25 protein-coding genes and 1 riboswitch are annotated in these 25423 nt (G+C 73.5%); of the genes, 11 read left to right on the top strand and 14 right to left on the bottom strand.

All coding sequences use genetic code 11. The features are described from left to right. The first annotated feature begins 42 nt into the window (after positions 1-42). Complete coding sequence (locus ABUL08_RS26335; RefSeq protein ID WP_350932703.1) at positions 43-306, top strand: DUF4031 domain-containing protein; 264 nt, start codon at positions 43-45, stop codon at positions 304-306. Positions 307-316: 10 nt separating this feature from the next. Here ABUL08_RS26335 and ABUL08_RS26340 read toward each other — a convergent pair whose 3' ends face one another. Continuing rightward, complete coding sequence (locus tag ABUL08_RS26340) at positions 317-955, bottom strand: HD domain-containing protein (protein WP_350932704.1); 639 nt, start codon at positions 953-955, stop codon at positions 317-319. Positions 956-1043: 88 nt separating this feature from the next. On the opposite strand from ABUL08_RS26340, the gene ABUL08_RS26345 reads away from it, so the two are divergent. Further along, positions 1044-2276, top strand: a complete 1233-nt coding sequence (locus tag ABUL08_RS26345; protein ID WP_350932705.1) for an FUSC family protein — start codon at positions 1044-1046, stop codon at positions 2274-2276. A 12-nt stretch (positions 2277-2288) separates the two neighbouring features. Here ABUL08_RS26345 and ABUL08_RS26350 read toward each other — a convergent pair whose 3' ends face one another. After that, on the bottom strand, positions 2289-3569 hold the full coding sequence (locus tag ABUL08_RS26350; protein ID WP_350932706.1) for an aminotransferase class V-fold PLP-dependent enzyme: 1281 nt from the start codon (positions 3567-3569) through the stop codon (positions 2289-2291). A gap of 51 nt (positions 3570-3620) precedes the next feature. After that, positions 3621-3741, bottom strand: a riboswitch (SAM riboswitch). 23 nt (positions 3742-3764) lie between these two features. Between ABUL08_RS26350 and ABUL08_RS26355 the strand changes: the two genes are divergently transcribed. After that, the gene (locus tag ABUL08_RS26355; protein ID WP_350932707.1) at positions 3765-5252 is read left to right on the top strand and encodes a PrsW family intramembrane metalloprotease; all 1488 of its coding nucleotides are present in this window, start codon (positions 3765-3767) and stop codon (positions 5250-5252) included. A 21-nt stretch (positions 5253-5273) separates the two neighbouring features. Here ABUL08_RS26355 and ABUL08_RS26360 read toward each other — a convergent pair whose 3' ends face one another. Then, complete coding sequence (locus ABUL08_RS26360; protein WP_350932708.1) at positions 5274-5441, bottom strand: hypothetical protein; 168 nt, start codon at positions 5439-5441, stop codon at positions 5274-5276. 67 nt (positions 5442-5508) lie between these two features. Further along, positions 5509-5847 (bottom strand): GroES family chaperonin, encoded by a 339-nt coding sequence (locus ABUL08_RS26365; protein WP_350932709.1) that lies wholly within the window; start codon positions 5845-5847, stop codon positions 5509-5511. 156 nt (positions 5848-6003) lie between these two features. Between ABUL08_RS26365 and ABUL08_RS26370 the strand changes: the two genes are divergently transcribed. After that, positions 6004-7302 (top strand): AI-2E family transporter, encoded by a 1299-nt coding sequence (locus ABUL08_RS26370; RefSeq protein ID WP_350932710.1) that lies wholly within the window; start codon positions 6004-6006, stop codon positions 7300-7302. 49 nt (positions 7303-7351) lie between these two features. Here ABUL08_RS26370 and ABUL08_RS26375 read toward each other — a convergent pair whose 3' ends face one another. Beyond that, the gene (locus ABUL08_RS26375) at positions 7352-9493 is read right to left on the bottom strand and encodes an ATP-dependent DNA helicase (RefSeq protein ID WP_350932711.1); all 2142 of its coding nucleotides are present in this window, start codon (positions 9491-9493) and stop codon (positions 7352-7354) included. A gap of 129 nt (positions 9494-9622) precedes the next feature. Between ABUL08_RS26375 and ABUL08_RS26380 the strand changes: the two genes are divergently transcribed. After that, entirely contained in the window at positions 9623-10129 is a 507-nt protein-coding gene (locus tag ABUL08_RS26380; protein WP_350932712.1) for a DUF402 domain-containing protein, read from the top strand. Here the strand turns inward: ABUL08_RS26380 and sigJ are convergent. Then, complete coding sequence (gene sigJ / locus ABUL08_RS26385; protein ID WP_377521842.1) at positions 10126-11103, bottom strand: RNA polymerase sigma factor SigJ; 978 nt, start codon at positions 11101-11103, stop codon at positions 10126-10128. The two genes, ABUL08_RS26380 and sigJ, sit on opposite strands and share 4 nt — an antisense overlap. Positions 11104-11220: 117 nt before the next feature. On the opposite strand from sigJ, the gene ABUL08_RS26390 reads away from it, so the two are divergent. The 3 genes from ABUL08_RS26390 (at position 11221) to ABUL08_RS26400 (ending at position 13974) form a co-directional block, all read left to right on the top strand. Continuing rightward, positions 11221-12219 carry a PPK2 family polyphosphate kinase gene (locus tag ABUL08_RS26390; RefSeq protein WP_350932713.1) on the top strand — a complete coding sequence of 333 codons (999 nt, stop codon included), beginning with the start codon at positions 11221-11223 and terminating at the stop codon, positions 12217-12219. 119 nt (positions 12220-12338) lie between these two features. After that, positions 12339-12965, top strand: a complete 627-nt coding sequence (locus ABUL08_RS26395; protein WP_350932714.1) for a DUF47 domain-containing protein — start codon at positions 12339-12341, stop codon at positions 12963-12965. A gap of 4 nt (positions 12966-12969) precedes the next feature. Then, positions 12970-13974 carry an inorganic phosphate transporter gene (locus ABUL08_RS26400; RefSeq protein WP_350932715.1) on the top strand — a complete coding sequence of 335 codons (1005 nt, stop codon included), beginning with the start codon at positions 12970-12972 and terminating at the stop codon, positions 13972-13974. Between the two features lie 41 nt (positions 13975-14015). Here ABUL08_RS26400 and ABUL08_RS26405 read toward each other — a convergent pair whose 3' ends face one another. Beyond that, positions 14016-14984: a Gfo/Idh/MocA family protein gene (locus ABUL08_RS26405; RefSeq protein ID WP_350932716.1), complete on the bottom strand. Its 969-nt coding sequence runs from the start codon at positions 14982-14984 to the stop codon at positions 14016-14018. Between the two features lie 71 nt (positions 14985-15055). Between ABUL08_RS26405 and ABUL08_RS26410 the strand changes: the two genes are divergently transcribed. Then, positions 15056-15883 carry an NUDIX hydrolase gene (locus ABUL08_RS26410; RefSeq protein WP_350932717.1) on the top strand — a complete coding sequence of 276 codons (828 nt, stop codon included), beginning with the start codon at positions 15056-15058 and terminating at the stop codon, positions 15881-15883. A gap of 151 nt (positions 15884-16034) precedes the next feature. Here ABUL08_RS26410 and pstB read toward each other — a convergent pair whose 3' ends face one another. The 7 genes from pstB to ABUL08_RS26445 all read right to left on the bottom strand — a co-directional run bounded on the left by pstB (position 16035) and on the right by ABUL08_RS26445 (position 23172). Then, positions 16035-16811, bottom strand: a complete 777-nt coding sequence (pstB, locus tag ABUL08_RS26415) for a phosphate ABC transporter ATP-binding protein PstB (RefSeq protein WP_350932718.1) — start codon at positions 16809-16811, stop codon at positions 16035-16037. 20 nt (positions 16812-16831) lie between these two features. Continuing rightward, positions 16832-17920, bottom strand: coding sequence for a phosphate ABC transporter permease PstA (gene pstA, locus ABUL08_RS26420; protein WP_350932719.1), 1089 nt, complete (start codon positions 17918-17920; stop codon positions 16832-16834). Then, positions 17917-19011, bottom strand: a complete 1095-nt coding sequence (pstC, locus tag ABUL08_RS26425) for a phosphate ABC transporter permease subunit PstC (protein WP_350932720.1) — start codon at positions 19009-19011, stop codon at positions 17917-17919. The genes pstA and pstC overlap by 4 nt, the downstream gene beginning before the upstream one ends. 44 nt (positions 19012-19055) lie before the next feature. Then, complete coding sequence (pstS, locus tag ABUL08_RS26430; RefSeq protein WP_350932721.1) at positions 19056-20159, bottom strand: phosphate ABC transporter substrate-binding protein PstS; 1104 nt, start codon at positions 20157-20159, stop codon at positions 19056-19058. A gap of 295 nt (positions 20160-20454) precedes the next feature. Next, positions 20455-21378 (bottom strand): mycothiol synthase, encoded by a 924-nt coding sequence (gene mshD / locus ABUL08_RS26435; RefSeq protein WP_350932722.1) that lies wholly within the window; start codon positions 21376-21378, stop codon positions 20455-20457. A gap of 69 nt (positions 21379-21447) precedes the next feature. Then, positions 21448-22290 carry a polysaccharide deacetylase family protein gene (locus tag ABUL08_RS26440; protein ID WP_350932723.1) on the bottom strand — a complete coding sequence of 281 codons (843 nt, stop codon included), beginning with the start codon at positions 22288-22290 and terminating at the stop codon, positions 21448-21450. Between the two features lie 168 nt (positions 22291-22458). After that, positions 22459-23172, bottom strand: a complete 714-nt coding sequence (locus tag ABUL08_RS26445; protein ID WP_350932725.1) for a winged helix-turn-helix transcriptional regulator — start codon at positions 23170-23172, stop codon at positions 22459-22461. A 251-nt stretch (positions 23173-23423) separates the two neighbouring features. On the opposite strand from ABUL08_RS26445, the gene ABUL08_RS26450 reads away from it, so the two are divergent. Both ABUL08_RS26450 and ABUL08_RS26455 read left to right on the top strand, forming a co-directional pair. After that, a complete protein-coding gene (locus ABUL08_RS26450; RefSeq protein ID WP_350932726.1) occupies positions 23424-24476 on the top strand; it encodes a hypothetical protein in 1053 nt (350 codons plus the stop codon). Positions 24477-24552: 76 nt separating this feature from the next. Further along, entirely contained in the window at positions 24553-25341 is a 789-nt protein-coding gene (locus tag ABUL08_RS26455) for an LmeA family phospholipid-binding protein (RefSeq protein WP_377521841.1), read from the top strand. Positions 25342-25423 lie beyond the last annotated feature (82 nt).

Genomic DNA, 25423 nt, shown 5'->3' on the forward strand with positions numbered 1-25423 from the left:
GCGTGATCATCAACCGCCCGGGCACCGGTTAGGGTGGCCGCCATGCTGTACCTGGACCGGCCGACCGTGCCCGCGCGGGGGCGGCTCTGGTCGCACCTGATCAGCGACGTCTCCTACGCCGAGCTGCACGCCTTCGCCGAGGCGCTGGGCGCGCCCCGCCGCGGCTTCGACCGGGACCACTACGACATCCCGGCGGAACGCTTCCCGATGGCGGTCTGGCTCGGTGCCCGGGTCGTCCCCAGCCGGGAACTGGTCCGGCTGCTGCGCGCCGCCGGCCTGCGCCGCCCCCGGCACCTGCACCGCTGAACCGACCGCCTCAGCCCATGAGGACGCCGAGTTCGCGGGTGAGGTTGGCGCGGGCGGCGGCCTCCCAGCGGGCGTGCAGCGGCGGGAGCCGGAACAGGGCCGGCAGGGCGAGCAGCGCGGTGAGCACCCGGGCCCGGCCGGCGCGGAAGTCCGGCTCCGGCACGTGCGCGTACTCGCGGCGGACGGCGGCGGCGTAGCGGTCGTAGCGGGCCGGTGGGGCGGCCAGGACCGCCAGGTCGGCGTCGCAGAGCAGCGCCCCGTCGGGGTCGTCGGCGGCGACCGCGTGACCGGCCGTGAGCAGCACGAGTCGGCGTACCTCCGCCACCGCCTCGGCCGGCGTGCCGGCGTCGGCGAGCAGCCCGGCGGCGAGGTCCGCGCTGGCCCGCTCGTTGGCGTCACCCGCCGCGCGGGGATCGTAGACCGCGTCGTGGGCCCAGGCCGCCAGCCGGACCAGCGCCGGTCGGCGCGCCAGCCCGGCGTACGCGTCGACCACGTCGAGCACCGCGCGCAGGTGGTCGAGGCGGTGGTAGTGCCGGTGCGGCTCCCGCCAGCCGGCCAGCAGCCGGGCCCCGGCCCGGTCCACCGCCGCCGGGTCGGTGGCGCCCGCCGCGCCGGCCGCGTCCCGCCACCGCTCGATCAACTCGTCCACCCGGTGCAGTCTGCCGCACCGGTGCGAGGATTCGCCGGGTCCGGGGCGGGTAGTCCCCGCCGTGGCCCGGGACCGAAGACCTCCGTTCATGCGACGTGGCGCGCTGCGCGAGGGTCTGGTGGACGCCGACGCGGCGCGGATCGCCGAGGGGATGCAGGAGCTGCGGCAGCGGAGCCGGGCGACCCTGCACGACCGGCTGCACCGGGTGCGGGCCGCGTTCGGGCTGGCCGTGCAGGCGGGACTGGCCGCCGCGCTGGCCTGGATGGTGTCCCACCAGTTCCTCGGCAACCCGCAGCCGGTCTTCGCGCCGATCTCCGCGGTGGGCACCCTGGCGGCCTCGGTGGGCCAGCGGTTGCGCCGGACCGTGGAGCTGATCGCCGGGGTGGCGGTGGGGGTGGCCCTGGGCGACTTCCTGATCTATCTGCTCGGCGCCGGCGCGTGGCAGCTCGGCCTGGTGGTCACCGCCGCCATCGTGATCACGGTGTTCGCGGGCGCCAGCGTGGCGATCGTGATCCAGGCGGCGGCCACCGCGGTGCTGATCGTGACGCTCAGCCCGTCCACCCAGAACCTGGAGATCCCCCGCTTCGTGGACGCCTTCGTCGGCGGTGGCATCGCGCTGCTGGTCACCGCGATCCTGCTGCCGCTGAACCCGTTACGCGTGATCAACCGGGCCGCCCGGCCGGCGCTGGACCTGCTCTCCGAGCAGCTCGACGTCTGCGCGGAGGCGCTGCGTACGCGGGACCGGGGCGCGGCGCAGCAGGCGTTGTTCCGGCTGCGGGAGAACAAGGAGGAGCTGAATGCGCTCTCCGAGGCGATCGAGGGCGCCAAGGAGACCATCACCATCTCGCCGGCCCGCTGGCACCGGCGCAGCGAACTCACCCACTACGCCGAGGCCGCCGAGCCGATCGACCGGGCGATGCGCAACAGCGGCACCCTGATCCGCCGCTCGGTCACGATGATCGAGGACGAGGAGCCGATCCCCGAGCCGATGCCCGACGCCGTCGCGCACCTCGCCGAGTCTGTACGCCTGCTCCGGCACGAGTTCGCCGCCGGGGAGGAGCCGGAGCAGGCCCGGGAGCGCTGCCTGCGCGCGGTCAGCGAGGCCGGTCGGGCGTACGCCATGGGGGTGGGCTTCTCCGGCAGCGTGGTGATCGCCCAGGTGCGGACCACCGCCAGTGACCTGATGGTCGCCTCCGGAGTCGACCAGGACGAGGCGAACCGGCTGGTCCGGCAGGCGTTCGGCGACCACGAGCAGCAGCGCACCGGTCCCGCCGAGGCCGCCCCCGCCCCGAAGCCCCCGACCGCCCCACCGCTCGGCTGAGCGCCGGCCGGGTCACCAGTCCCGCAGCGCGGCGAGCAGGCGGTCGACGTCGGCGACGGTGCTGCCCAGGCCGATGCTCGCCCGCAGCGCGGTGGGCGGCAGGTCCCGCCGGCCGCTGCGCGCGGCGGCCTCGGTGAGCAGCCGCCGGGCCAGCGGGTGGGCGCAGAACAGCCCGTCCCGCAGCCCGATCCGGTGCTCGGCGGCGAGCCGGGCGGCCACCTCGGCGGAGTCCCGGCCGGCGACCACGAACGAGACGATGCCCACCCGGGGTGCGTCGGGGCCGAAGGTCCGCAGCTCCACGACGTGCGGCAGGGCCGCCAGCCCGTCCCGCAGCCGGGTCAGCAGCGCCTGCTCGCGGGCGTGCAGCGCGGGCCGGTCCGCCTCGGTGAGCGCCGCGCAGACCGCCGCCAGGGCCACCGCGCCGAGCAGGTTGGGCGTGCCCGCCTCGTGCCGGGCCGGGCCGGTGCTCCACCGCACCTCGTGGGTGCCCGCGCCGACGTGGCTGGTCGCCCCGCCGCCGATCAGGTACGGCGGTGCCGCGTCCAACCAGTCGCCGCGCCCCACCAGGACGCCCGCGCCGAACGGCGCGTACAGCTTGTGGCCGGAGAGCGCCAGGTAGTCCACGTCCAGCGCGGTGAGGTCCACCGGGACGTGCGGGGCGAGCTGGGCGGCGTCCACCACGATCCGGGCGGCGTGCCGGTGCGCCACCCGGGCCAGCTCGGCCACCGGCCAGCGTTCCCCGGTCACGTTGCTCGCCCCGGTCACCGCGACCAGCACCGGCGGGCCGGCGGGGGTCGGGGCGGGTCGGCCGGCGGGCACCCGGCGCAGCTCGCCGAGGGCGGCGTCCAGCGCGCGTACCGCCTCGGCCGGGCTGGCCGGCACCGGCAGCCGGACCGAGCCGCGCGGCCAGGGCAGCAGGTTGGCGTGGTGCTCACCGGCGAAGGTGACGACCGTGGTGCCGGCCGGGAGCGCCCGGGCCAGCAGGTTCAGCGCGTCGGTGGTGTTGCGGGTGAAGACCACGTGGTCGCCGGCCCGCGCGCCGACGAAGTCGCCGACCGTCTGCCGGGCCCGCTCGTAGGCGAGCGTGCAGCGCCGCGACAGCGCGCCGGCGCCGCGGTGCACGCTGGCGTACCAGGGCAGCAGCTCGGCCACCGCGTCGGCTGCGGCTCGCGCGCAGGGTGCGCTGGCCGCGTGATCCAGGTTGATCTCACCCGGCACGCCGAGCACGGCGAGTGGGTCGGTCCCGGCCGGGGCCGGGAGGACGGGCGTCGGGGGTACGAGGGTGACGGTCACGCCAGCTGCCTCCAGGGTCCTGGGGACCCCGGGGTGTGGGCACCGGGACGGGGTCCGCGCTTGCCCAGCACGTTGTTCGGGCTGGGCCCGGTCATCACCCGGGGCACCCCACCGCGAACTCGACGAGGGTTGCCGGCCAGCAAGCCGGGGCTTCGCGCTGGCACTCGTGACCTGCCCGGCAGCTTAGCGGTCGGAATGCGGCCGGACCAGTGGGCCCGAGGTGACTACGCTGACCGCATGGCCGACACCCCGCCCGGCGGAGCCCTGCCGCCGCCGACCGCGCCCGCCGTTCCGCCCGCCGGCGCGCCGGCCCCCCGGATGCCGCTGCGCCGGCTCGGCTGGCGGCGGTTCCTGGCGCTGGCCGCGGTCGTCCTGGTGATCGCCGCCGGGGCGGTCTTCATGGTGTGGACGCTCGGCGAGAACCTCGGCGCCGAGGCGCTGCTGATCGGCGTGGTCGCGGCGATCCTGCCGGTCCCGGTGCTGGTCGCCTGTTTCCTCTGGCTCGACCGATACGAGCCGGAGCCGCTGAAATACCTGATCTTCTGCTTCGCCTGGGGTGCCTTCGTCGCCACCGCGGTCTCGCTCAACGTCAACGAGTTCTTCGCCGGGCAGTTCAAGCACTGGGGCCTGCCGACCGCGCTGACCGCCGTGCTGGTCGCCCCGTTCATCGAGGAGCTGACCAAGGCGCTCGGGCCGATCCTGCTGCTGGTGTTCCGCCGCCGCGAGTGGTCCGGGGTCACCGACGGCCTGGTCTACTGCGGGCTCTCGGCGGTCGGCTTCGCGATGGTGGAGAACATCCTCTACCTGGGCGGCTACGGCTACCGGGTCGGCGTCGAGGAGTACGGCCCGGCGACCGGCGCGCGTCAGGTGATCGCCATCTTCATCGTCCGGATCCTGCTCTTCGGCTTCGCCCACCCGCTCTTCACCTCGATGACCGGGGTGGGGCTCGGGATCAGCGCCCGGGCGGCGGACCGGCGGCTGCGGATCCTCGCCCCGATCGCCGGCCTGCTGCTGGCGATGATGCTGCACGGCACCTGGAACCTGCTGCCCTCGCTGGCGGCGTCGACCGGCCAGCCGCTGATCGCGCTCTACGGCTACATCGGCGTGATGGTGCCGATCTTCTTCGGCATGGTCGGGCTGGCGGTCTGGCTGCGCGCCTGGGAGGGGCGGCTCACCGAGCGCACCCTGCCGGACTACGTCCGCGCCGGCTGGCTCACCCCGCCGGAGGTGGCGGCGCTGGGCAGTCTCGGCCGGCGGCACGCGGCCCGGACCTGGGCCCGTCGGGTGGCCGGCGACGGTGGGGTGAAGGCGATGCGCGGCTACCAGTTCGCGGCGACCCGGCTGGCGTTGCTGCGGGACGGGATGCGCCGAGGGCTGGACCGCAAGCCTGCCGACCGGGACCGGACCGCGCGGGAGGAGCGGGAGCTGCTGGACGCGATCGCCGCGTACCGGGCGTTCTTCGTGGGTCGGGATCCGCAGGCGCCGGTCGGGGTCTGGGACGGCAACCGCTACCACCTGCGCTTCCCGGACGGGTCGCAGCGGGCCGTGGAGGCGCCCGACGAGCCGGTGGTGCCGATCCCGGTGGTGCTCGCCCCGCCGCCGCCCCCGGCCTGGCCGGCCGGCTACGGCCCGCCCGGCTGGTACGGCCCGCGCCCGGCCGCACCCTGGCCGCCGGGCGCCTGACCCGCCGGTGGCGGGCCCGGCTCAGGTCATCAGGCCGGTGAGGAAGTCGCCGAGGCCCTGGGCCATGGCCATCAGCAGCCCGCCGATCGCCTTGAACAGCTGCGCCGCGCCGTCCGGCCGGAACGCCATGAAGTAGATCAGGAACGCGACGCTTCCCCAGGTCAGCAGCTTCTTGACGAATACCGGCATGGTCCCTCCCCAGGGCGCGCTGGAGATGCCTGGCTTCCCGCCGGGCAGCAGCGCAAACGGCGGGGAGCTACAGGTAGAGGCCGGTGGAACCGGTCTCCACGCGTTCGGCGGCCACCGCGTGCACGTCGCGCTCGCGCAGCAGGACGTACGCCTTGCCGTGCAGTTCGACCTCGGAGCGCTCGTCGGGGTCGAAGAGCACCCGGTCACCGACGACGACGGCGCGGACGTGCGGGCCGACCCCGACGGCGGTCGCCCAGGCCAGGCGCTTGCCCACGGCCGCGGTGGCCGGGATGACGATGCCGGCGGTGGAGCGGCGCTCGCCCTCGCTGCCCTCCAACCGCACCAGTACGCGGTCGTGCAGCATGCGGATCGGCAGGCCGGAGTCGAGGTTCTGGTCGGCGGTCACGCCGGAGACGGTACCCCGTCGCCCGGGGCGGACCGGCCGGTGGTTACGCGATGGCGCCCCTGGGCAATGTGGCGGAACCGCCCTACGGTGAGGCGGTCCGACGTATCCTGGCTCCCCGTCTTTCTCGGTGGGCCGGTTCTGTTGCAGGAGGTGCGCTTGAGCCGCTTCGAGCGGGTACGCGGACGGCTCCGCCGCGCGTACGAGTCCGGACGCGAGTCGGTGCGGGCGGACCGGCGGGACGTCAACGACGCGCCCGACGAGCCCCGGGTGGCCTCGCCGGCCACGCCGGGCCCGGTGGCGCCCACCTCGGCGACCGTGGTCGGCGTGGAGCAGCCGGCCGCGCTGCACACCTCCACCGCCAGCCGGGACGACGCGGACGTGCCGCACGCCCTGCGGATCGGCGCGGCCTGGTCGTGGCGGCTGATCGTGATCGGGGTGGTGACCTGGTCGCTGATCCGGATCATCGGCACCATCCGCATCGTGATCATCCCGCTGGCGGTCGCGCTGCTGTTGTCGGCGCTGCTCGCCCCGGCGGTCGGCTGGCTGCTCAAGGCCCGCTTCCCCCGGTCGCTGGCGACCGGGGTGGTGCTGGTCGGTGGCCTGGCCGCGGTGATCGGCACGCTGACCCTGGTGGTCAACGAGTTCATCGCCGGTGTGCCGCAGTTGAGCGACAAGTCGTCCGAGGGGGTCCGGCAGATCCAGAACTGGCTCAAGACCGGTCCGCTGCACCTGTCGGACAGCCAGCTCAACCGCTACATCGACGAGGCGCAGGGCTGGATCAACGGCAACACCTCGAAGTTCACCAGCGGGGCCCTCTCCACCGCCGCCACCCTGGCCGAGGTGCTCACCGGCACCATCCTGGTGCTCTTCGCGACGTTCTTCTTCCTCCGGGACGGCAACCGGATCTGGCGCTTCCTGGTCCGGCTGCTGCCGGTGGCCGCGCGCTGGAAGGTGGACGACGCGGGCCGGGCGTCCTGGTCGACGCTGGGCGCGTACGTCCGGGCGACCGTGCTGGTCGCGTTCATCGACGCGGTCGGCATCGGCATCTTCCTGGTCATCTTCGACATCCCGTTCGCCTTCCCGCTGGCCGCGCTGGTCTTCCTGGGCGCGTTCATCCCGATCGTCGGGGCGGCCCTGTCCGGTGTCGTGGCGGTGCTGGTGGCGCTGGTCGACAGCGGCCCGGTGACCGCGTTGATCATCCTGGGCGTGGTGATCGGCGTGCAGCAGGTCGAGGGGCACCTGCTCCAGCCGCTGATCATGGGCCGGGCGGTGGCCATCCACCCGCTCGCGGTGATCATCGGGATCGCCGCCGGGGTGGTCCTCGCCGGGATCGCCGGTGCGCTGGTCGCGGTGCCGCTGATCGCGGTGCTCAACACCGCCGTTCGCCGGCTCGCCGCGCGGACCGTGCCGGACACCCCGCCGGACGCGGTGGTGGTCGCCTCCCAGGCGCCCTGACCGATCGACCGTTCCTGACGCCCGCGTCTCCCCGGTGGGGGCGCGGGCGTCAGCTCTTGGCCAGCCGCTCCAGCGCGCCGCGCGCCACGTCCGCGCGGGTGGTGTACCAGAACGGGGGCAGCGAGCGGCGCAGGAAGGGGCCGTAGCCGCGGGCGGTCTCCAGCCGGGAGTCGAGCACCGCGACCACGCCCCGGTCACCGGTGGCCCGGATCAGCCGCCCCACGCCCTGGGCCAGCCGCACGGCGGCGATCGGCACGCTGACCGCCGCGAAGCCCGAGCCGCCGCCGGCGTCGACGGCCGCCGCCCGGGCCGCCGCGAGCGGTTCGTCGGGGCGGGGGAACGGCAGCCGGTCGATCACCACGAGCTGGCAGGCGTCGCCGGGGACGTCCACCCCCTGCCAGAGCGACATCACCCCGAACAGGCAGCTCTCCCGCTCCTCGCGGAACCGGCGGACCAGCAGCGGCAGTGCCTCCTCGCCCTGCAACAGCACCGGCAGGTCGGTCCGCGCGCGGACCAGCTCGGCGGCCTGCTGCGCGGCCCGCCGCGAGGAGAAGAGCCCGAGGGTACGCCCACCGAGCGCCCCGACCAGCGCCAGCAGTTCCTCACCGGCCGCCTCGGGCAGCCCGGAGACGCTGGGCCGGGGCAGGTGCGCGGCGACGTAGAGGATGCCCTGCCGGGCGTAGTCGAACGGTGAGCCGACGTCGAGCGACCGCCAGCCCGGCCCGGAGGTGGCCGGGACGGTGCCGGTGGCGGCGGCGCTGCCGGGAGCGACGGCCACCGGGGCGGCGGCGGTGTCGCCGCGCGCCGTGCTGGCGGCGAGAGCGGCGGCGGCCGGGGTCGGCGGGGTGGGTGTCGGCGCGTCCAGCCCGAGGGCGCGGGCCACCGTGTCGAACCGGCCGCCCAGCGCCAGGGTGGCCGAGGTGGCCACCACGGTGCGCTCGTCGTAGAGGTGGGTGGCGAGGGTGCCGGCGACCGACAGCGGGGCCACCACCAGGGCGCGCCGGCTGCCGTTGTCGGGCTTCTCCACCCAGGCGACGTCGTGGTCGCCCTCTTCCAGCAGCCGCTGCGCGGTGGTGGAGAGTTCGTCGAGCGCCGCCTTGGCCTGCTGCTTGCGGACCGGGTCGGGGTCGTCGGCCTTGACGTCGCCGATCGCCTCCAGCGCCGCCCGGGTCGCCGCGTCGAGCAGCGTGCACGCCTCGCGCAGCGGGCCGGGCAGGCCGGCGGTGAGCCGCCCGGCCGGGGCCTCCGCCAGCCCGACCGCGAGGGCGTCACCGGCCTCGGTGAGCCGGTCGGCGACCTCCGGCCGCAGCAGCGGGCGGGCCCGACGGGTGTACCGGTCGATCAGCTCGGGCACCAGCTCGGCCTGGGCGGCCGAGGAGACCCGGTCGGCCAGTTCGTGCGCCTCGTCGACGATGAGCAGCTTGTGCGGCGGCACGATGTGCCGGCCGGCGAGCATGTCCACCGCGAGCAGGCTGTGGTTGGTGACCACCACGTCGGCCTCGCGGGCGCGGGCGCGGGACGCCTCGGCGAAGCACTCGGCCCCGAACGGGCAGCGGGCCGCGCCGACGCACTCCCGGGCCGGCATCGACACCAGCCGCCAGGCCTGGTCGTCCACGCCCGGGTCCAGCTCGTCCCGGTCGCCGGTGTCGGTCTTCTCCGCCCAGTCCCGCAGCCGCTGGATCTGCTTGCCCATCCGGCCGGCCTCGCCGAGCCACTTCGTGCCGCCGGCCGGGCGGGCGGGGGCGTCGAAGAGGGTGTCCTCCGGCTCGTCCTCGGTCGAGTTGTCCAGCCGGGCCAGGCAGAGGTAGTGGTGGCGCCCCTTCAGCACGGCGAAGGTGGGGCGTCGGCCGAGCACCGGCTCCACCGCGTCGGCGAGCCGGGGCAGGTCGTGCTCGACCAGCTGGGACTGCAACGCCAGCGTCGCCGTGGAGACCACCACCGGGCCGTCCACGGTCAACGCCGGGGCCAGGTAGGCCAGCGACTTGCCGGTGCCGGTGCCGGCCTGGACCAGCAGGTGCTCCCGGTCGGCGATGCTTCTGCCGATCGCCTCGGCCATCTGCTGCTGGCCCGGCCGGGCCGCCCCGCCGGGCACCGCGCCGACGGCCGCGGCGAGCAGGTCGAGCCCGCTCGGCCGGTTGCCCCGACCCTTCCGGGGGACGGTGGAACCGGTGGCGGCGCGGGGCGGAGTCACCGTGCGACGGTACCCGGCACCGCCGACACCGGCCGCGCCGATCCGCCGCGTGGCGTGGTCGCGGTGGCGGGTCGCGTCCGGTTACGGGCCGATCGCGGCGCGTGGGCGGAATCGGTTATGGTGCCAGTCATGCCGAGCGATGTGGTCCGCGTGATCTACCGCAAGTACGACGGCAGCGCGCACCGCGACTACCCGGCCCGCCGGCTCACCGAGGACGACCTCGGCGTCTGGCTCGGCGTGCCGGCCGGCACCGAGTCGGTCTATCACGGCCGGCCGTCGGTCGAGCAGATCCCGTTCGTCCTGCTGGTGCCGCACCACGCCTGGTGGACCGGCATGTTCAACCCCCCGCCCCGGACCAGCGAGGTCTACTGCGACATCGCCACCCCGGCCCGCTGGGAGGGGGAGGACACCGTCCACCTGGTCGACCTCGACCTGGACGTGGTGCGCCGCCGGGCCACCGGGCTGGTCGAGCTGCGCGACGAGGACGAGTTCGCCGAGCACCGGGAACGCTTCGGCTACCCCGACGACCTGGTGGTCGAGGCGGAGGCGGCGGCCCGGTGGCTGCTCGGCGCGCTCGGCGACGGGACCGAGCCGTTCGCCACCTCGTACCGGAAGTGGCTGGCCCTGGTGGTCTAGGCCGCCGGGCGGGGCGGCCAGGCGTCGTCCGGCCCGAACGGCGGCAGCCCGGCCAGCTTCTCCGGGTTGAGCTGGTGGAACACGCCGGTGATCCGCCCGTCGTGCACGGCGTAGGCGGCGACCATCCGCAGGAGTCGACCGTCCCGGTGGACGGTCTCCGACTGCCAGCCGATGGCGCCGTCGACCAGCACCGGTCGGGCCCGCAGCCGGCCGCCGCGCCGGTCGACCTGACGGAACAGACCGAGGATGAACCGGGCCACCTTGTCGGCGCCCACCACCGGCCGCCGGCCCGCCGGGAAGTGCCCGCCGCTGTCGCCGATCAGCACCACGTCCGGGGCGAGCACCCGGACCAGCCGGTCCAGCTCGCCGGACTCGACGGCGGCGGCGAACGCGGCGAAGACCCGCTGCTGCTCGGCCAGGTCGGCGGTGTGCCGGGGCACGTCCGGCGCGGTGACCGCGCGGCGGCCCCGGGAGGCGAGCTGCCGGGCCGCGGCGGCGGTGGTGCCGAGCACCTCGGCGACCGTGGCGAACGGCACGGCGAAGACGTCGTGCAGGACGAAGGCGACCCGCTGCTCGGGCGTGAGCCGCTCCAGGACCACCACCAGGGCGGTGCCGAGCTGGTCGGCCCGGACCGCCCGTTCGGCCGGGTCGGGGGCGAAGCCGTCGGCCGCCGGCAGCTCACGCACCATCGGCTCCGGCAGCCACTGCCCGGGGTACGTCTCCCGGCGTACCCGGACGGAGCGGAGCACGTCGAGGCAGATCCGCGAGCAGGTGGTGGTGAGCCAGCCGCGCAGCTGGCGGACCTGGGCGCGGGCGGCCGGGTCGGCGAGCGCGGTGGCGTACCGCAGCCAGGTCTCCTGCACGGCGTCCTCGGCCTCGCTCCGGCTGCCCAGCATCCGGTACGCGACGGCCGTCAGGTGCCCCCGCTCCGCCTCGAACCCGGCCTCGAATTCCGTCGCCAGCTCTCCCACCACGCTCTCCCCTCCCCGCGGGCCGCATTCTGCCCTTCCCCTGGACGCGGCACCGCCCCGGAACGTGACAGCCGGCCGCCACGGGAGGCGAACGGCGGCGGGGTGGGTGAGGATCGAGGGATGAGCGGAGTCGATGAGTCGGGGGTCGTGCCGCCGGAGGGCGGTTCGATCCGGGAGTTGCTGCGGGTCGCGCCGACCGGCGGGACGGTCGAGCTGGGCGCGATCGATCCGCGTTCCACGCCGGGGCTGCCGGGGGCGGCCGGCCACGGGAAGCAGCGCAAGGCGTGGGCGCGGGAGCAGGTGGCGCTGGTCGGCGCCGAGCTGGGCCGGCAGCAGGAGATGCTCTACGCCGCCGCGAAGGGCGCGGCCGGCCCGGAGGCCCCGACGGGTGCCCCGACGGCCGCCGACGCCCACCTCGACGGCGACCGGCCGCGCCGGCTGCTGCTGGTGCTCCAGGCGATGGACTGCGGCGGCAAGGACGGCACGATCCGGCGGGTGGCGGGCGCGATGAACCCGCTGGGCCTGCACATCCGCTCGTTCGGGCCGCCGACCGAGGAGGAGCTGCGGCACGACTTCCTGTGGCGGATCCGGCGCGCCCTGCCGCCGCCCGGCTACGTCGGCGTCTTCAACCGATCGCACTACGAGGACGTGCTGGTGGCCCGGGTCGAGTCGCTGGTCGACGAGGCCACCTGGCGCGCCCGGTACGACGAGATCGACGCCTTCGAGCGGGAGCTGACCGAGAGCCAGGTCACCGTGGTCAAGGTGATGCTGCACATCTCGTACGCGGAGCAGGGCGAGCGGCTGATGGAGCGGCTCACCGACCCGCACAAGTACTGGAAGTACAACCCGAGCGACCTGGACTCCCGAGCCCGGTGGGACGACTACCAGGCCGCGTACGCGGAGGCCCTGGGCCGGTGTGACTCGGACGCCGCGCCGTGGTTCGTGGTCCCGGCGGACCGGAAGTGGTACCGGGACTGGGCGGTGGCCCACCTGCTGCGGGAGACGTTCGACGGGCTGAATCTCGGGTATCCGGCCGCCGGTTTCGACGTTGCGCGGGAGCGCCGGCGGTTGCGAGGTGGGTCCAACGGGCAAGGTGAACAGCAGGTGAACGACCGGTGAATGCGGTCTGACCAGGGGTGGGCCGGAGAATTCGCGGTTCCACCGGGTCCCTAGCATGCCCTTCAGCAGGCGCCCCCGGCGTCCGCGACCCTTCCACCCGACACGACGAGGTCCGTGCTGTGAAGTTTTCCTTCCGTCCCACCGAGGGCGCCTTCTACGAGCTCTTCACCAGGGCCGCGCAGAACCTGGTGCGGGGTACCGAGCTCCTCAACGAGCTGGGCCTGCCGGATGTCGACGTGCAGTCGGTCAGCGAGCGGCTCACCGAGGTCGAGCACGACAGCGACCAGATCACCCACGAGCTGTACAAGAAGATCAACTCTACCTTCATCACCCCGTTCGACCGGGAGGACATCTACCGTCTGGGCTCGCTGCTCGACGACGTGATGGACCACCTGGAGGCGGTCGGCAACCTGCTCTACCTGTACGGCCTGACCAAGCTCCCGTCGCTGCCGCGCGAGCTGCACGAGCTGGTCAACGTGCTGGACCAGCAGGCCAAGCTGACCGCCGAGGCGATGCCCCGGCTGAAGTCGATGAAGGATCTCGAGGACTACTGGATCGAGTGCAACCGGCTGGAGAACGACGGCGACCAGGCGTACCGGATGCTGCTGGTCCGCCTCTTCTCCGGCGAGTACGACGCGCTCACCGTGCTGAAGATGAAGGAGGTCGCCGACGAGCTGGAGGCCGCCTGCGACGCCTTCGAGCACGTGGCGAACACCGTCGAGACCATCACGGTCAAGGAGTCCTGATCCCGTGAGTCCCGAACTCATCGCCGTACTGGCGGTGATCGTGGCCGCCATGGCGTTCGACTACACGAACGGCTTCCATGACGCGGCGAACGCGATCGCCACCAGCATCTCCACCCGGGCCCTGACACCCCGGGTCGCCCTCGCGCTGGCGGCCGTCGGCAACTTCGTCGGCGCGCACTTCGGCGCCGGGGTGGCCAAGACCGTCGGCGACGGCCTGGTGACCCTGCCCCCGGGGGTGGTCAGCCTGGGGGTGGTCTTCGCCGGGGTGCTCGGTGCGATCGTCTGGAACCTGATCACCTGGTACTTCGGCCTGCCCTCGTCCTCCTCGCACGCCCTCTTCGGCGGCCTGGTCGGGGCGACCCTCTTCGCCGCCGACGGCGTGGTGCAGTGGGGCAACATCCTGGAGAAGGTCATCATCCCGATGGTGCTCTCGCCGGTGGTGGGCCTGGTCCTGGGCTTCCTGGTGATGCTGGCCATCCTCTGGCTGTTCCGGAAGGGGCAGCCGGGCAAGCTGAACCGGGGCTTCCGCTGGGCGCAGACCGCCTCGGCGGCGGCCATGTCGGTCGGCCACGGCATGCAGGACGCCGCGAAGACGATGGGCATCATCGTCCTGGCGCTCTACACGGGTGGCTACCAGTCCGACAAGACGCACATCCCCGGCTGGGTGTTCTGGACGTCGGCCACGATGCTGGCGCTGGGCACGTACTCCGGTGGTTGGCGGATCATCCGGACCCTCGGTCGCAAGATCATCGACCTGGGCCCGCCGGAGGGCTTCGCCGCCGAGACGGTGGCCAGCGCGGTGCTCTACTTCAACGCCCTGGTGCTGAAGGCCCCGATCTCCACCACCCACACGATCACCTCGGCGATCATGGGGGTGGGCGCGACCAAGCGGCTCTCCGCGGTGCGCTGGAACGTCGCCGGCAACATCGTGATCGCCTGGATCATCACGTTCCCGGCGGCCGCGCTGATCGCCTGCCTCACCTACCTGGTGATCCGCCCGCTCTTCTGACCGGTCGGAAAAGGGCCCCTCGCCCGGCGGGGGGCCCTTTCTCACGCGTAGTCCACCCCGATCCGGGCGCGGACGTCGTCGAGCAGCGCCATCACCTCCAGGGTGGCGGAGTGCGGGACCAGCGGGCTCTCGGTGAGCCCGGCGGCCAGGCAGCGCTGCACCTCGACCGCCTCGTGCTGGTAGCCCCCGCCGGTCAGGTCGGCGGGGATCACCTCCGGCTCGGCGCCGAGCCGGTGCAGCACCGCCGAGCCCGGCCGGAAGAACGGCTCGGGCAGGTCGATCCGGCCGGTGGTGCCGGTGATCGCCGCGGTGATCGCGGTCGCGCCCACCATGCCGCAGCTCAGCGTGGCGACCGCACCCGAGTCCCAGCCGAGCAGCAGCCCGGTGTTCTCGTCGACGCCCTCCGGGCCGAGCTTCGCCCAGGCCTGCACGTGCTGCGGCACACCCAGCAGCACGTGCGCCAGGCTCAGCGGATAGACCCCCAGGTCGAGCAGGGCGCCGCCGCCCAGCGTCCGGGCCCGCATCCGGTGCTCGGGCGGGAACGGCCCGGCGGCCCCGAAGTCGGCCCGGACGTGGGTCACCTCGCCGATCGCCCCGTCCCGGATCAGCTCGACCACCCGCAGGATGATCGGATTGCACCGCATCCACATGGCCTCCATCAGGAAGACCCCACGGGCGCGCGCCGTCTCCACCAGCTTGGTGCTGGTGGCCAGGTCGAGCGTGAACGGCTTCTCCACCAGCACCGCCCGGCCGGCGGCCAGACAGGTCATGGTCGCCTCGTGGTGGGCGGCGTGCGGGGTGGCCACATAGATCACGTCCAGGTCCGGGTCCGCGGCCAGTTCCGCCCACGAGGCGTACGCCCGGGGCGCGCCGTGCCGGGCGGCGAAGAGTTCGGCACTCTCCCGGGTGCGCGAGCCGACGGCGACCAGTTCGGCGCCCGGCACCAGCTTCAGGTCCTCGGCGAAGCGGCCGGCGATGTGGCCGGTGGCCAGGATTCCCCAACGCGTCATGCCCGGCACGCTATCCCGGTCCGCCCGGTGGCCGGGAGAGTGATCCACCGGTCGGGAACTAGGCTCGCGGGATGACCACCCACCGCTTCGCCGCACCCCCCGCCATGGTGGAGCACGCCCGCCGGTTCCACGCCGCGGGCACCACCCCGGCCACCCCCCGGGTCGCCGCCACGGTGCTGCTGCTCCGCCCGGCCGGTGACGACTTCGAGGTGTACGTGATCCGCCGGGTCGCCGCGATGGCCTTCGGCGGCATCTACGCGTTCCCCGGTGGCGGCGTGGACCCGTCCGACTCCCAGGCGCACCTCGACTGGGCCGGTCCGGCGCCGGACACCTGGGGCGACCGGCTCGGGCTGGCGCCGGACGACGCCCGCGCGGTGGTCTGCGCCGCCGCCCGGGAGGTCTTCGAGGAGGCCGGCGTGCTGCTGGCCGGTCCGGACGCCGGGACCGTGGTGGGCGACGTCAGCGGGGACGACTGGGAGGCGGCCCGGCAGGACCTGGAGGGGCACCGGGTGGGCTTCGCCGACCTGCTGGCCGGGCGGCGACTCACGCTCCGCTCCGACCTGCTGCTGCCGTGGAGCCGCTGGATCACCCCCGACTTCGAGCCGCGCCGCTTCGACACGTACTTCTTCGTGGCCCTGCTGCCCGAGGGGCAGCGGACCCGGGACGTCTCCGGCGAGGCCGACCACACCATGTGGATCCGCCCCGCGGACGCCCTGGCCCGGGCGGAGGCGGGGGAGCTGCGGATGCTGCCGCCCACCCTGGTCACCCTGACCGAGATCGCCGCCGCCGGCACCCTGCCCGGGGTGGCCCGGGCCTCCGCCACCCGCGACGCCGTCACCCCGATCACCCCCCGCCTGGACGTGTCCCCCGAGGGCCACCCCCGCTTCATCGTCGACTGACCCCCACCCCACCCCATCGCGTCGCGGTGCGGCCCCTCGTACGGTGCGGCCCCTCCTACGGTGCGGCCCCTCATTCACGGAAAGAGTGGCCATCCGGCGTGGGACGGCCACTCTTTCCGTGAAAGTGCGCCACTCGGGGGCGGGGTGCAGGTCAGCCGAAGCGGCCGGTGATGTAGTCCTCGGTCTTCTTGACGCTGGGGTTGCTGAAGATCTTCTGGGTGTTGTCGTACTCGATGAGGCGGCCGGGGTCGCCGGTCTTCTCGATGGAGAAGAAGGCGGTCCGGTCCGAGACGCGGGCGGCCTGCTGCATGTTGTGCGTGACGATGATGATGGTGAACTTGTCCTTGAGCTGGAACATCAGGTCCTCGATGGCCAGCGTGGAGATCGGGTCGAGCGCCGAGCAGGGCTCGTCCATCAGCACGACCTGCGGCTCGACCGCGATGGTCCGGGCGATGCAGAGTCGCTGCTGCTGACCGCCCGAGAGGCCGGCACCGGGCTTGCCGAGGCGGTCCTTCACCTCGTCCCAGAGGTTCGCCGAGCGGAGCGCCTTCTCGGCCGCCTCCTCCAGGATCGACTTCTTCCGGACCCCGTTGAGCTTGAGGCCGGCCACCACGTTGTCGAAGATCGACATGGTGGGGAAGGGGTTGGGGCGCTGGAAGACCATGCCGATGGTCCGGCGGACCGCGGTCACGTCCACGTCCCGGTCGTAGATGTCCTGGTCGTCGATGGTCAGGCTGCCCTCGACCCGGGCGCCCGGCAGCACCTCGTGCATCCGGTTGATCGACCGCAGGAAGGTCGACTTGCCGCACCCCGAGGGGCCGATCAGGGCGGTGACCGTCTTCGGTTCGACGGTCAGGTTGATGTTCTCGATCGCCTTGAATGCGCCGTAGTAGGCGGTGACGTTCGTGGCGGAGACGCGCTTGGCCATGGTGGTGGTACCTCCGGGGTTCATCGGCCGAGCCGGTTGCGCCGGGCCAGCAACTTCGCGGCGATGGTCAGGACGAGCACGAGGGCGACCAGGGTCAGCGCCGCGGTCCAGGCCCGTGCCGGCGAGTACTTCGAGGCGTCGCCGGCCTGCTGGTAGACGAAGAGGGCCAGCGACGACTGGTTGTTCTCGAACGGGTTGAAGTTGATCGCGGCGCCGCCGCCGGCCACGAGCAGCACCGGGGCGGTCTCGCCGGCGGCCCGCGCGATGGCGAGCATGACGCCGGTGACGATGCCGGGCAGCGCGGTCGGCAGCACCACCCGCAGGATGGTCTTCCACTTCGGCACGCCGAGGGCGTACGCGCCCTCACGCAGCGGCGGCGGGACGAGCCGGAGCATCTCCTCGGTGGAGCGGACCACGGTCGGCAGCATCAGCACGCTCAGCGCGAGCGCGGCGGCGAAGCCGGAGAAGCTCGGCCGTCCGTCGTTGAACGTCGGGGAGACCACGAGCACCCAGAACGCCAGGACGAAGAGGCCGGAGACGATCGACGGGATGCCCGTCATCACGTCGACGAAGAACCGGATGGCGAAGGCGAACCGGCCACGCCCGTACTCGACGACGTAGATGGCGCAGAGGATGCCGAGCGGGACCGTGATCAGGGCGGCGATCCCGACCTGCTCCAGGGTGCCGATGATGGCGTGGTACGCGCCGCCGTTGGCGTCCCGGGCACCGATGTTGTTCATCGAGGTGCCGAAGAAGTTGCCGTCCAGGCGTTCGGCGCCCTTGCTGACCAGCGTCCACACCACGGAGGCCAGCGGCAGCACCGCCAGCACGAAGGCGGAGTGGATCAGCGCGCTCCAGGTGCGGTCGCGTGCCGACCGGCGCCCCTCCACCGCGTTCGCGGCGACGAAGAGGCCGGCCAGATACAGCAGTGCGCCGATGACCACGACCAGGACCGGGCCGCCGATGCCGGCGCCGTAGACGATCCCGGCGGCGACCAGGAGCGCCACCAGGGCGATCGCGGGAGCGGCGTACCGCGGCAGTCGCCGGGCGCGCAGGCTGGCCGGCTGGGCCGGCGGTCGGGTGCGGTGGTTGGCGACGGTGGTGGTCATGCGGCCGACTCCGTGAACTCCCGGCGGCGATGGATGATCACGCGCGCCGTGATGTTGACGATCAGCGTGATGGTGAAGAGCACCAGGCCGGAGGCGATCAGGGCGCCCCGACCGGTCTCGTTCGCCTCGCCGAACGCGTTGGCGATGTTCGCGGCGATGGTGTTGCCGCCGTTCTGGATCAGGTTGAACGAGATGCCGAAGGTGATGCCGAGGGTCATCGCCAGCGCGATGGTCTCGCCGAGGGCGCGACCCAGGCCGAGCATCACCGCGGCGATGATGCCCGGGCGGCCGTACGGCAGCACCGCCGTGCGGAGCATCTCCCAGCGGGTGGCGCCCAGGGCGAGGGCGGCCTCCTCGTTGGCGGTCGGGGTCTGCAGGAACACCTCGCGGGAGAGCGACGTGATGATCGGCAGCACCATGATCGCCAGCACCAGCGAGCCCAGCATGACCGACTTGCCGAACGGACCGTCGCCACCGAAGACCGGCAGCCAGCCGAAGTACTCGTTCAGCCAGACGGAGAAGTCCCGTACCGGGTTGATGAAGACGTCCCGGCCCCAGAGGCCGAAGACGACGCTGGGCACGGCGGCCAGCAGGTCGATCAGGAAGCCGAGGGCGGTGCCCAGCCGGCGGGGGGCGTAGTGGGACAGGTACAGCGCGATGCCCAGGGCCACCGGCACCGCGATGAGCAGCGCCAGCGCGGAGCTGAGCACGGTGCCGAAGGCGAGCGTGCCGATGCCGAACTTCGGTTCGGTCTGGTTGGGGGACCAGCCCTCGTAGGTCCAGAAGTTCTCGGTGTCCGCGCGCAGCGCCGGCACCGCCTTGGCGATCAGGAAGACGGCGATCGCCGCGATGACGACCAGCACGGCGGTGCCGGCGGCCAGGGTGAGACCGCGGAACGCCCGTTCCGCGCCGAACGCCCGGGCCCGGGGCAGGGTCGCGCCGCCGCCGCCCAACCCGTTCCCGTCAGGGGTACGGGTGCTGACAGAGGTCTCGGCCACACGCGCCGAGGCACCGGCGGGCCACTCGTGACCTGAGGCCACGCGGGTCCCGCCGGTGCCGGCGTGCGCCGAGCCGGGAGGGGTTTCACCCATCTGCTCGCTCGCTTCGAATTGAGGAGTGGTGTAGCTCGGAACGGTCAGGAGAGGTTCTTGACCGCGGCCTCGACCTTGGTGCGGACCGAGTCGGGCAGCGGGGCGTAGCCCAGCTCGCTCAGCTCGGCCTGGCCCTCGCTGCTGGCGGCGTGCCCGAGCAGGCCCTTGACCAGCGGCAGCTTGTCGGCCGCGAGGCCCTTGCTGCAGACGATCTCGTAGGTCACCAGGACGATCGGGTACGCCCCGGCCTCGGTGGTCTTGTAGTCGATCGACATCTTGAGGTCGTCGCCCTGGCCCTCGACCTTGGCCCCGGCGATGGTCTTGCCGGCCGCCTCGCCGGTCAGCTCGGTGTACTCACCGGCGCCGTTCTTGATCTTGGCCTTCTTCAGCCCGGCGTTCTCGGCGAACGACAGCTCCATGTAGCCGATCGAGCCGTCCGCGCCCTTGACCGAGCTGGCCACGCCGTCCGAGCCCTTGGCGCCGGTGCCGCCCGGGGCCTTCCACGCCTTGGCGTTGGCGAAGGTCCAGTCCGCGTCGGCGGTCTTCGACAGGTACTTGGTGAAGTTGTCGGTGGTGCCGGACTCGTCCGACCGGTGCACCGTCTGGATGGTGGTCGCCGGGAGCTTGGCGTCCGGGTTGTCGGCCTTGATCGCCGCGTCGTCCCACTTGGTGACCTTGCCGGCGAAGATCTTGGCCAGCGTGGTCGGGCTGAGCTGGAGGTTGTCCACGCCGCTGACGTTGTAGGCGACCGCGATCGGGCCGATCACCATCGGCAGGTGGATGGCCTTGCCGCCCGAGCACTTGGCGTCGGCCTGCGGCTGCTCCTCCGGCTTGAGGGCCGAGTCCGAGCCGGCGAAGTCGGCGGTGCCCGCGATGAAGGCCTGGATGCCCGCGCCCGAGCCGGACGGCTCGTAGTTGATGGTGCTGCCGGCGCACTTCTGCTGGTACGCCTTGATCCACTCGGCCATGGCGTTCTTCTGGGCGGAGGAGCCCTGCGCGTTCAGCGTGCCCTTGGCGCAGTCGGCCGCGGCGGCCGAGCCGGAGGGGGAGGCGGCGGACGACTCGTTGTTGTCCGAGCCGCAAGCGCTGAGACCGAGCACCGCGGTAAGGGCGAGGCAGGCAATGGCGCCGTGCCGCTGGAGCTTCACCTGAGGGGTTTCCCTTCACATCTTTGGTCAGGTCGCCCGGATGGAGGCCCGGGTGCCGGGCTGACCGGCTGATGTGAAAGCTAGAAGTGCCAGGTAGACGGTTCGCCGGTCACAAGTGAACGGAAGATGAACAGGTGCGCCCGAGGCGGTGGCCGTTGGCTGAGGAGCGGTTGTCCGTTTCGTGAACTCGCCGCCTGCTATCGCTATTAGTACGAAATTTCCGGGCAGCCGTTATCCGGCCGAGTCCACCGCGTGACGCACCCGTGACCGCCCGACGGGACGGCCGCTGGCCCGTTCAGCCCAGCCGGTAGTTGACGTGGCCGCACCAGCGGGCGAAGCCGAGCCGCTCGTAGAGGGCCACCGCACCGGTGTTCGACTCGTCCACGTAGAGCATCACCCGGTCCAGCCCACGCCGGTCCCGCAGATGGGCCAGACCCGCCGTGGTGAGCGCCCGGCCGAGCCCGCCGCCGTGCGCCGCCGGGTCCACCCCCAGCACATAGACCTCGCCGATCCGGGCCGAGCCCGGACGCTCGTGCACCTTCGTCCAGTGGAAGCCGCGCAGCCGGCCGGTCGCCGACTCGACGGCGAGCAGGAAGCCGGCCGGGTCGAACCACGGCTCGGCGAGGCGTACCCGCAGGTCGGCGAGGGTCCAGCGACCCTGCTCGGGGTGTGTGGCGAAGGCGGCGTTGTTGAGCGCCAGCCAGGCCTCGTCGTCCTCACCCGGGCGGAACGCCCGCAGCTCGACCCCGTCGGGCAGGCGCAGCCCCGGCAGTGCGGTGGTCAGCGGCCGGCGCAGCTGCCACAGCACCCGGGCCCGCTCGAAGCCCAGGTCGACGGCGAGCGCCGCGGCGGAGGGGTGGTCGCCGTGCGCCCAGGCGCGCAGCGGGCCGCCGGCCGCGGCGAGCACCCCCCGTGCCAGCGCCCGACCGGTGCCGCGCCGCCGGTACGCCGGATGCACCACCAGCTCGACCCCGATCCCGGTGGCGTCGGTGGTGTCCAGGTGCGCGTAACCGGTCAAGGTGCCGTCCACCGCGCGGGCGGTGAGGTGCACCGCGGGCGCCTCCGGGTCCCGCAGGCGCAGCAGCACGTGCTCGTCGAGCGGGTCGGCGCCGTCGGCGTCCCCGGCCGTACGGGCCAGCGCCAGCACCTCGGCGACCTCGACGGGCGCCAGCCGGTCGGCGCGGGCGACCCGGTCTGCGGTCGGCTCGGTGCTGCTCATGCCGTCACCGTAACGGCCCGGGGGGTGACTCCGCAGGCTCGGCGCGGACCCTCTCCGGGGCGACGCGCGTCACGTCGGGTCGGTGGGCAGGGCCTCCAGTTGGTACCGGCTGATCAGCTCCGGCAGGATCCGGTGCAGCGCCTCGACGGTGCCCCGTCGGTCCCCGCCGGCGTCGTGCATCAGCACGATGGAACCCGGCCCGGTGTCGCCCAGCACCGCCGAGGTGACCTTCGCGGCGCCGGGCGCCTGCCAGTCCGACGGGTCCACCGACCAGTGCAGCGGCGTCAGCCCCAGCTCGGTGCAGATCGACACCACCGGATACGTCCACTCCCCGCCGGGCTGCCGGAACCAGGCGATCCGGGCGTTCGGGGCGGCGGCCCGGATGGCGTCGTTGGTGCGGAGCAGGTCGGCCCGGATCGCGTCGGGCGAGCGCTTGCCGAGGGTGGTGTCGTGGTTCCAGGAGTGGTTGCAGAGGGTGTGCCCCTCGGCCACGATCGCCTCGATCAGTTCCGGGTGGTTCTGCGCGTTCTCGCCCACCACGCAGAAGGTGGCCTTGACGCCGTAGGACCGGAGCAGGTCGAGCACCTGCGGCGTGTACTGCGGGTCGGGCCCGTCGTCGAAGGTGAGCGCCACCCGGTCGGAGCCGGTGTGGATCCGGGCGCCGTACGGGCCCTCGCCGTCGTCCCGCTGGTCCGGCACCGGGGAGGGCGACGCGTCGGTGACCGGCGCGGGGGAGTCGTCCGTGCCGGGGGGCTGGTCGGCGAAGTGCGGGCCGTTGGCGCTCGCCGTCGACGCGGTGTTCCGGCGTGGCTGCTCGGGCACCACGCTCCGGCCGAGCGCGTACGCCGACCCCAGCAGGGCGGCCACCACCAGGGTGAGGAGGCCGACGGCCCGGACTGTCGTGCGGGACATCAGTCGTCCCGCCCGGGTGGGCCGTGCCGCGGCCCCGTCGTCGCCCCCGTGGTCACCGCACGCACCGTCGCCCCCTCGTCTCCTGACAGTCCCGACAGTCAGGATAGGGGCGGCAAAATACTCAAATAGGGCGGATAGGGAAGTTGCCCTGGAATTGGGGAAAGTCGGTCAGACCGGGAGGGGGGCGTGCTCCGACTCCGGCAGTGACCGCGACGGCGGGACGACGAACTTGTAGCCGACCTGGCGCACGGTGCCGATCATCGACTCGTACTCCGAGCCGAGCTTGGCCCGCAGCCGCCGCACGTGCACGTCGACGGTGCGGGTGCCGCCGAAGTAGTCGTAGCCCCAGACCTCGCGCAGCAACTGGTCCCGGGTGAAGACCCGGCCGGGGTGCTGGGCCAGGAACTTCAGCAGCTCGAACTCCTTGTAGGTGAGGTCGAGCGGACGGCCCTTGAGCTTCGCCGCGTACGTGTCGGGGTCGATGGTCAGCTCGCCGGCCCGGATCGAGCCACCGGCCCCGGCCGTCGCGTTGCTCAGCCGACCCACCGCGAGCCGCAGCCGCGCCTCCACCTCGGCCGGACCGGCACCCGCCAGGATGACGTCGTCCACGCCCCAGTCGGCGTTGAGCGCGATCAGGCCGGCCTCGGTGACCACCGCGACCAGCGGCACGCCGAGCCCGGTGGCGTGCAGCATCCGACAGGTGGCCCGCGCCTCGCTCAGCTCGGACCGGGCGTCCACCAGCACGGCGTCGGGACTCGGGCCCGAGACCAGCGTGCGGACGTCGCGGGGCGCGGTGCGGACCGAGTGCGGCAGCAGGTCGAGTGCCGGCAGCACCGCCGATGGTTCGCCTGCGCGTGCGGTCACCAGCAGCAGGAGCTCCACACGATCACCTCCGTCCCGGCGGCCTGTGGCCGCGCGCGACCAGCGGCACGCCCACGAGGGGCGGCGCTGAGAACTTGCGTGGGTCCCGGCGTCGCTGACGGGCGGGTAACGGCTTGAGCCTAACCGATCGCCTGACCACGACCTTCGCGTCCTTTCCTGTTTGCCCCATCTGCCCGTGATCGCTCCGCAGGTTTTAACGTTGCCGAAACCGTGACCTCCGCCGGAGCGGCCCGGTCTGGCACGATCGGGGCGTGTTTCCCTCCACCTCGCCCGAGACCGGCCGCGACCCCTGGGCCGACGACGCCCGTCCGGCGCCGGCCGGACCCACCCACGGCCGCCCGCCGGGCCCACGCACCGGCCCGGCCGCCGACGACGGCGGGGAGCGGAGCGAGCGGGGCGGGCCACGCCGGCTCCGCCGGGGCGGACCCGCCCGCCGGCCCGACGACGAGCCCGACGACGACGTCGAGGAGGAGGTGGAGCCGGTCGAGGTGCACCGCCCGCTGGCGCTCACCATCGCCGGCTTCGCCGCGCTGCTCGGCGTCGGCCTGGTGCTCGGCGCGCAGACCGCCGGTCCGGGGCACCGGCTGCCCTTCGCGTTCATCATCTTCGGCGTGCAGCTGCTCTTCGTGCTCGCCTGGACGATGGCCATCCGGCCGCCCGCGCTGCTGCTCGTCGCCCTGATCAGTGCCGGGGCCGCGGCCGCGGCGGACACCGCCGCCGTGCAGTCCGACATCGCCGGCCTCGCGCCGCTCGGCTACGTGGCCGCCGGGGGCCTCCTCGCCGCCGTGCTCGGCCAGCTCGTCCGCCGGGTCGACCGGGTCCGGGTCACCGACTCCCTCGGCAGCACCCTGCTGCTCGTCGTCGGCGTGGTCGCGTTCGCCACCCTGATCGTGCTCAGCCGGGTGCCGAAGGGCACCCAGGCGATCACGATCTGCCTCACCGCGACGGGCGTCGCGCTCACCGTGGCCCGGCTCACCGACGCCGTCGCGCCGTGGCCCCGGCTCGCCCCGCAGGTGCCCCGGGGTGCGGCCGGCGTGGTCGTCGGGGCCATGCTCGGCACGCTGGCCAGCGCGGTCCTCGGCAGCTACCTGGTCGGCTTCACCCCGACCAGCGGCGCGCTGATCGGTCTGGTCACCGCGGCCACGGCGGTCCTCGCCGACCTGGCCGTCGGCTATGCCGAGGCGGGTCGGCTGATGGCCGGTGAACCGCCCACCATGTGGGTGGCCCGGCACATGCAGGGCCCGCTGGGCGGCTTCGCGCTCGCCGCGCCCGCCGCGTACGCCATGTGCGTGCTCTTCCTCTGAGGGCGCGGTTGATCAGCGGCGTCATCGGGTACCAACGATCCGCCGCGACGCGGCACCGGCAGCGGAGACAGGAGGCGTGGTGGCAGAGGCCTACCCGGCGTACGAGGAACGTCCCCGGCGACGCGGACGGAAGGTGCTCGTCACCTTCGTCGTCCTGCTGCTGGTCCTGGCCGGTCTGCTGGTCGTCGCCGACCGGGTGGCCGCCGGGGTGGCCGAGCGGACCATCGCCGACCAGGTGAAGCAGGAGGTCGCCAAGCAGAACGCGCAGTCCTCGGCGCCGAAGGTCCAGGTCAGCGGCTTCCCCTTCCTCACCCAGGTCCTCGCCGGGAAATACCAGCACATCTCCATCGTGCTGACCGACGTGCAGGGTCCGGTGCAGGGCCAGGCGGTCAGCGTGCCCCGGCTCGACGTGGACGCCCGCAACGTCCGGGCGTCGCTGGACACGCTCCGCTCCGGTCAGGGCGACGTGGTCGCCGAACGGGTGGACGGGGTCGGCACCATCACCTACGACAGCCTGGCCAAGCTGCTGGACCGGCCGGGGCTCACCCTGGGCGAGCGGGGCGGCAAGCTGGTCGTCACCGCGCCGGTGGACGTGCTGGGCGTGAAGCTGACCGTCAACGGCATCGCCGAGGTGACCGTCAACAACGGCAAGGTGGCGCTGCGCTTCAACGACCTGACCGCCGAGGGGCTGCCCAACCTGCCGCTGGCCCGTCAGGTGCTGACCAACTACGCCAAGGGCATCTCGATCGACGTGCCCCTGCCGAAGCTGCCGTTCCAGCTCAACGTCCGCAAGGTGGAGCCGAAGCCGGAAGGGCTGACGGTCACCGCCGACGCGCGGGACGTACCCATCAACTCGGTCGGCTGACCGCGACGCGTGCGACGGCCCGACCGGTCCGGTCGGGCCGTCGCGGTGTCCGCCGACGGATCCCGGATGCTGGTCGGCGCAC

Source organism: Micromonospora sp. CCTCC AA 2012012 (genome assembly GCF_040499845.1).
Taxonomy (GTDB): Bacteria; Actinomycetota; Actinomycetes; order Mycobacteriales; family Micromonosporaceae; genus Micromonospora; species Micromonospora mangrovi.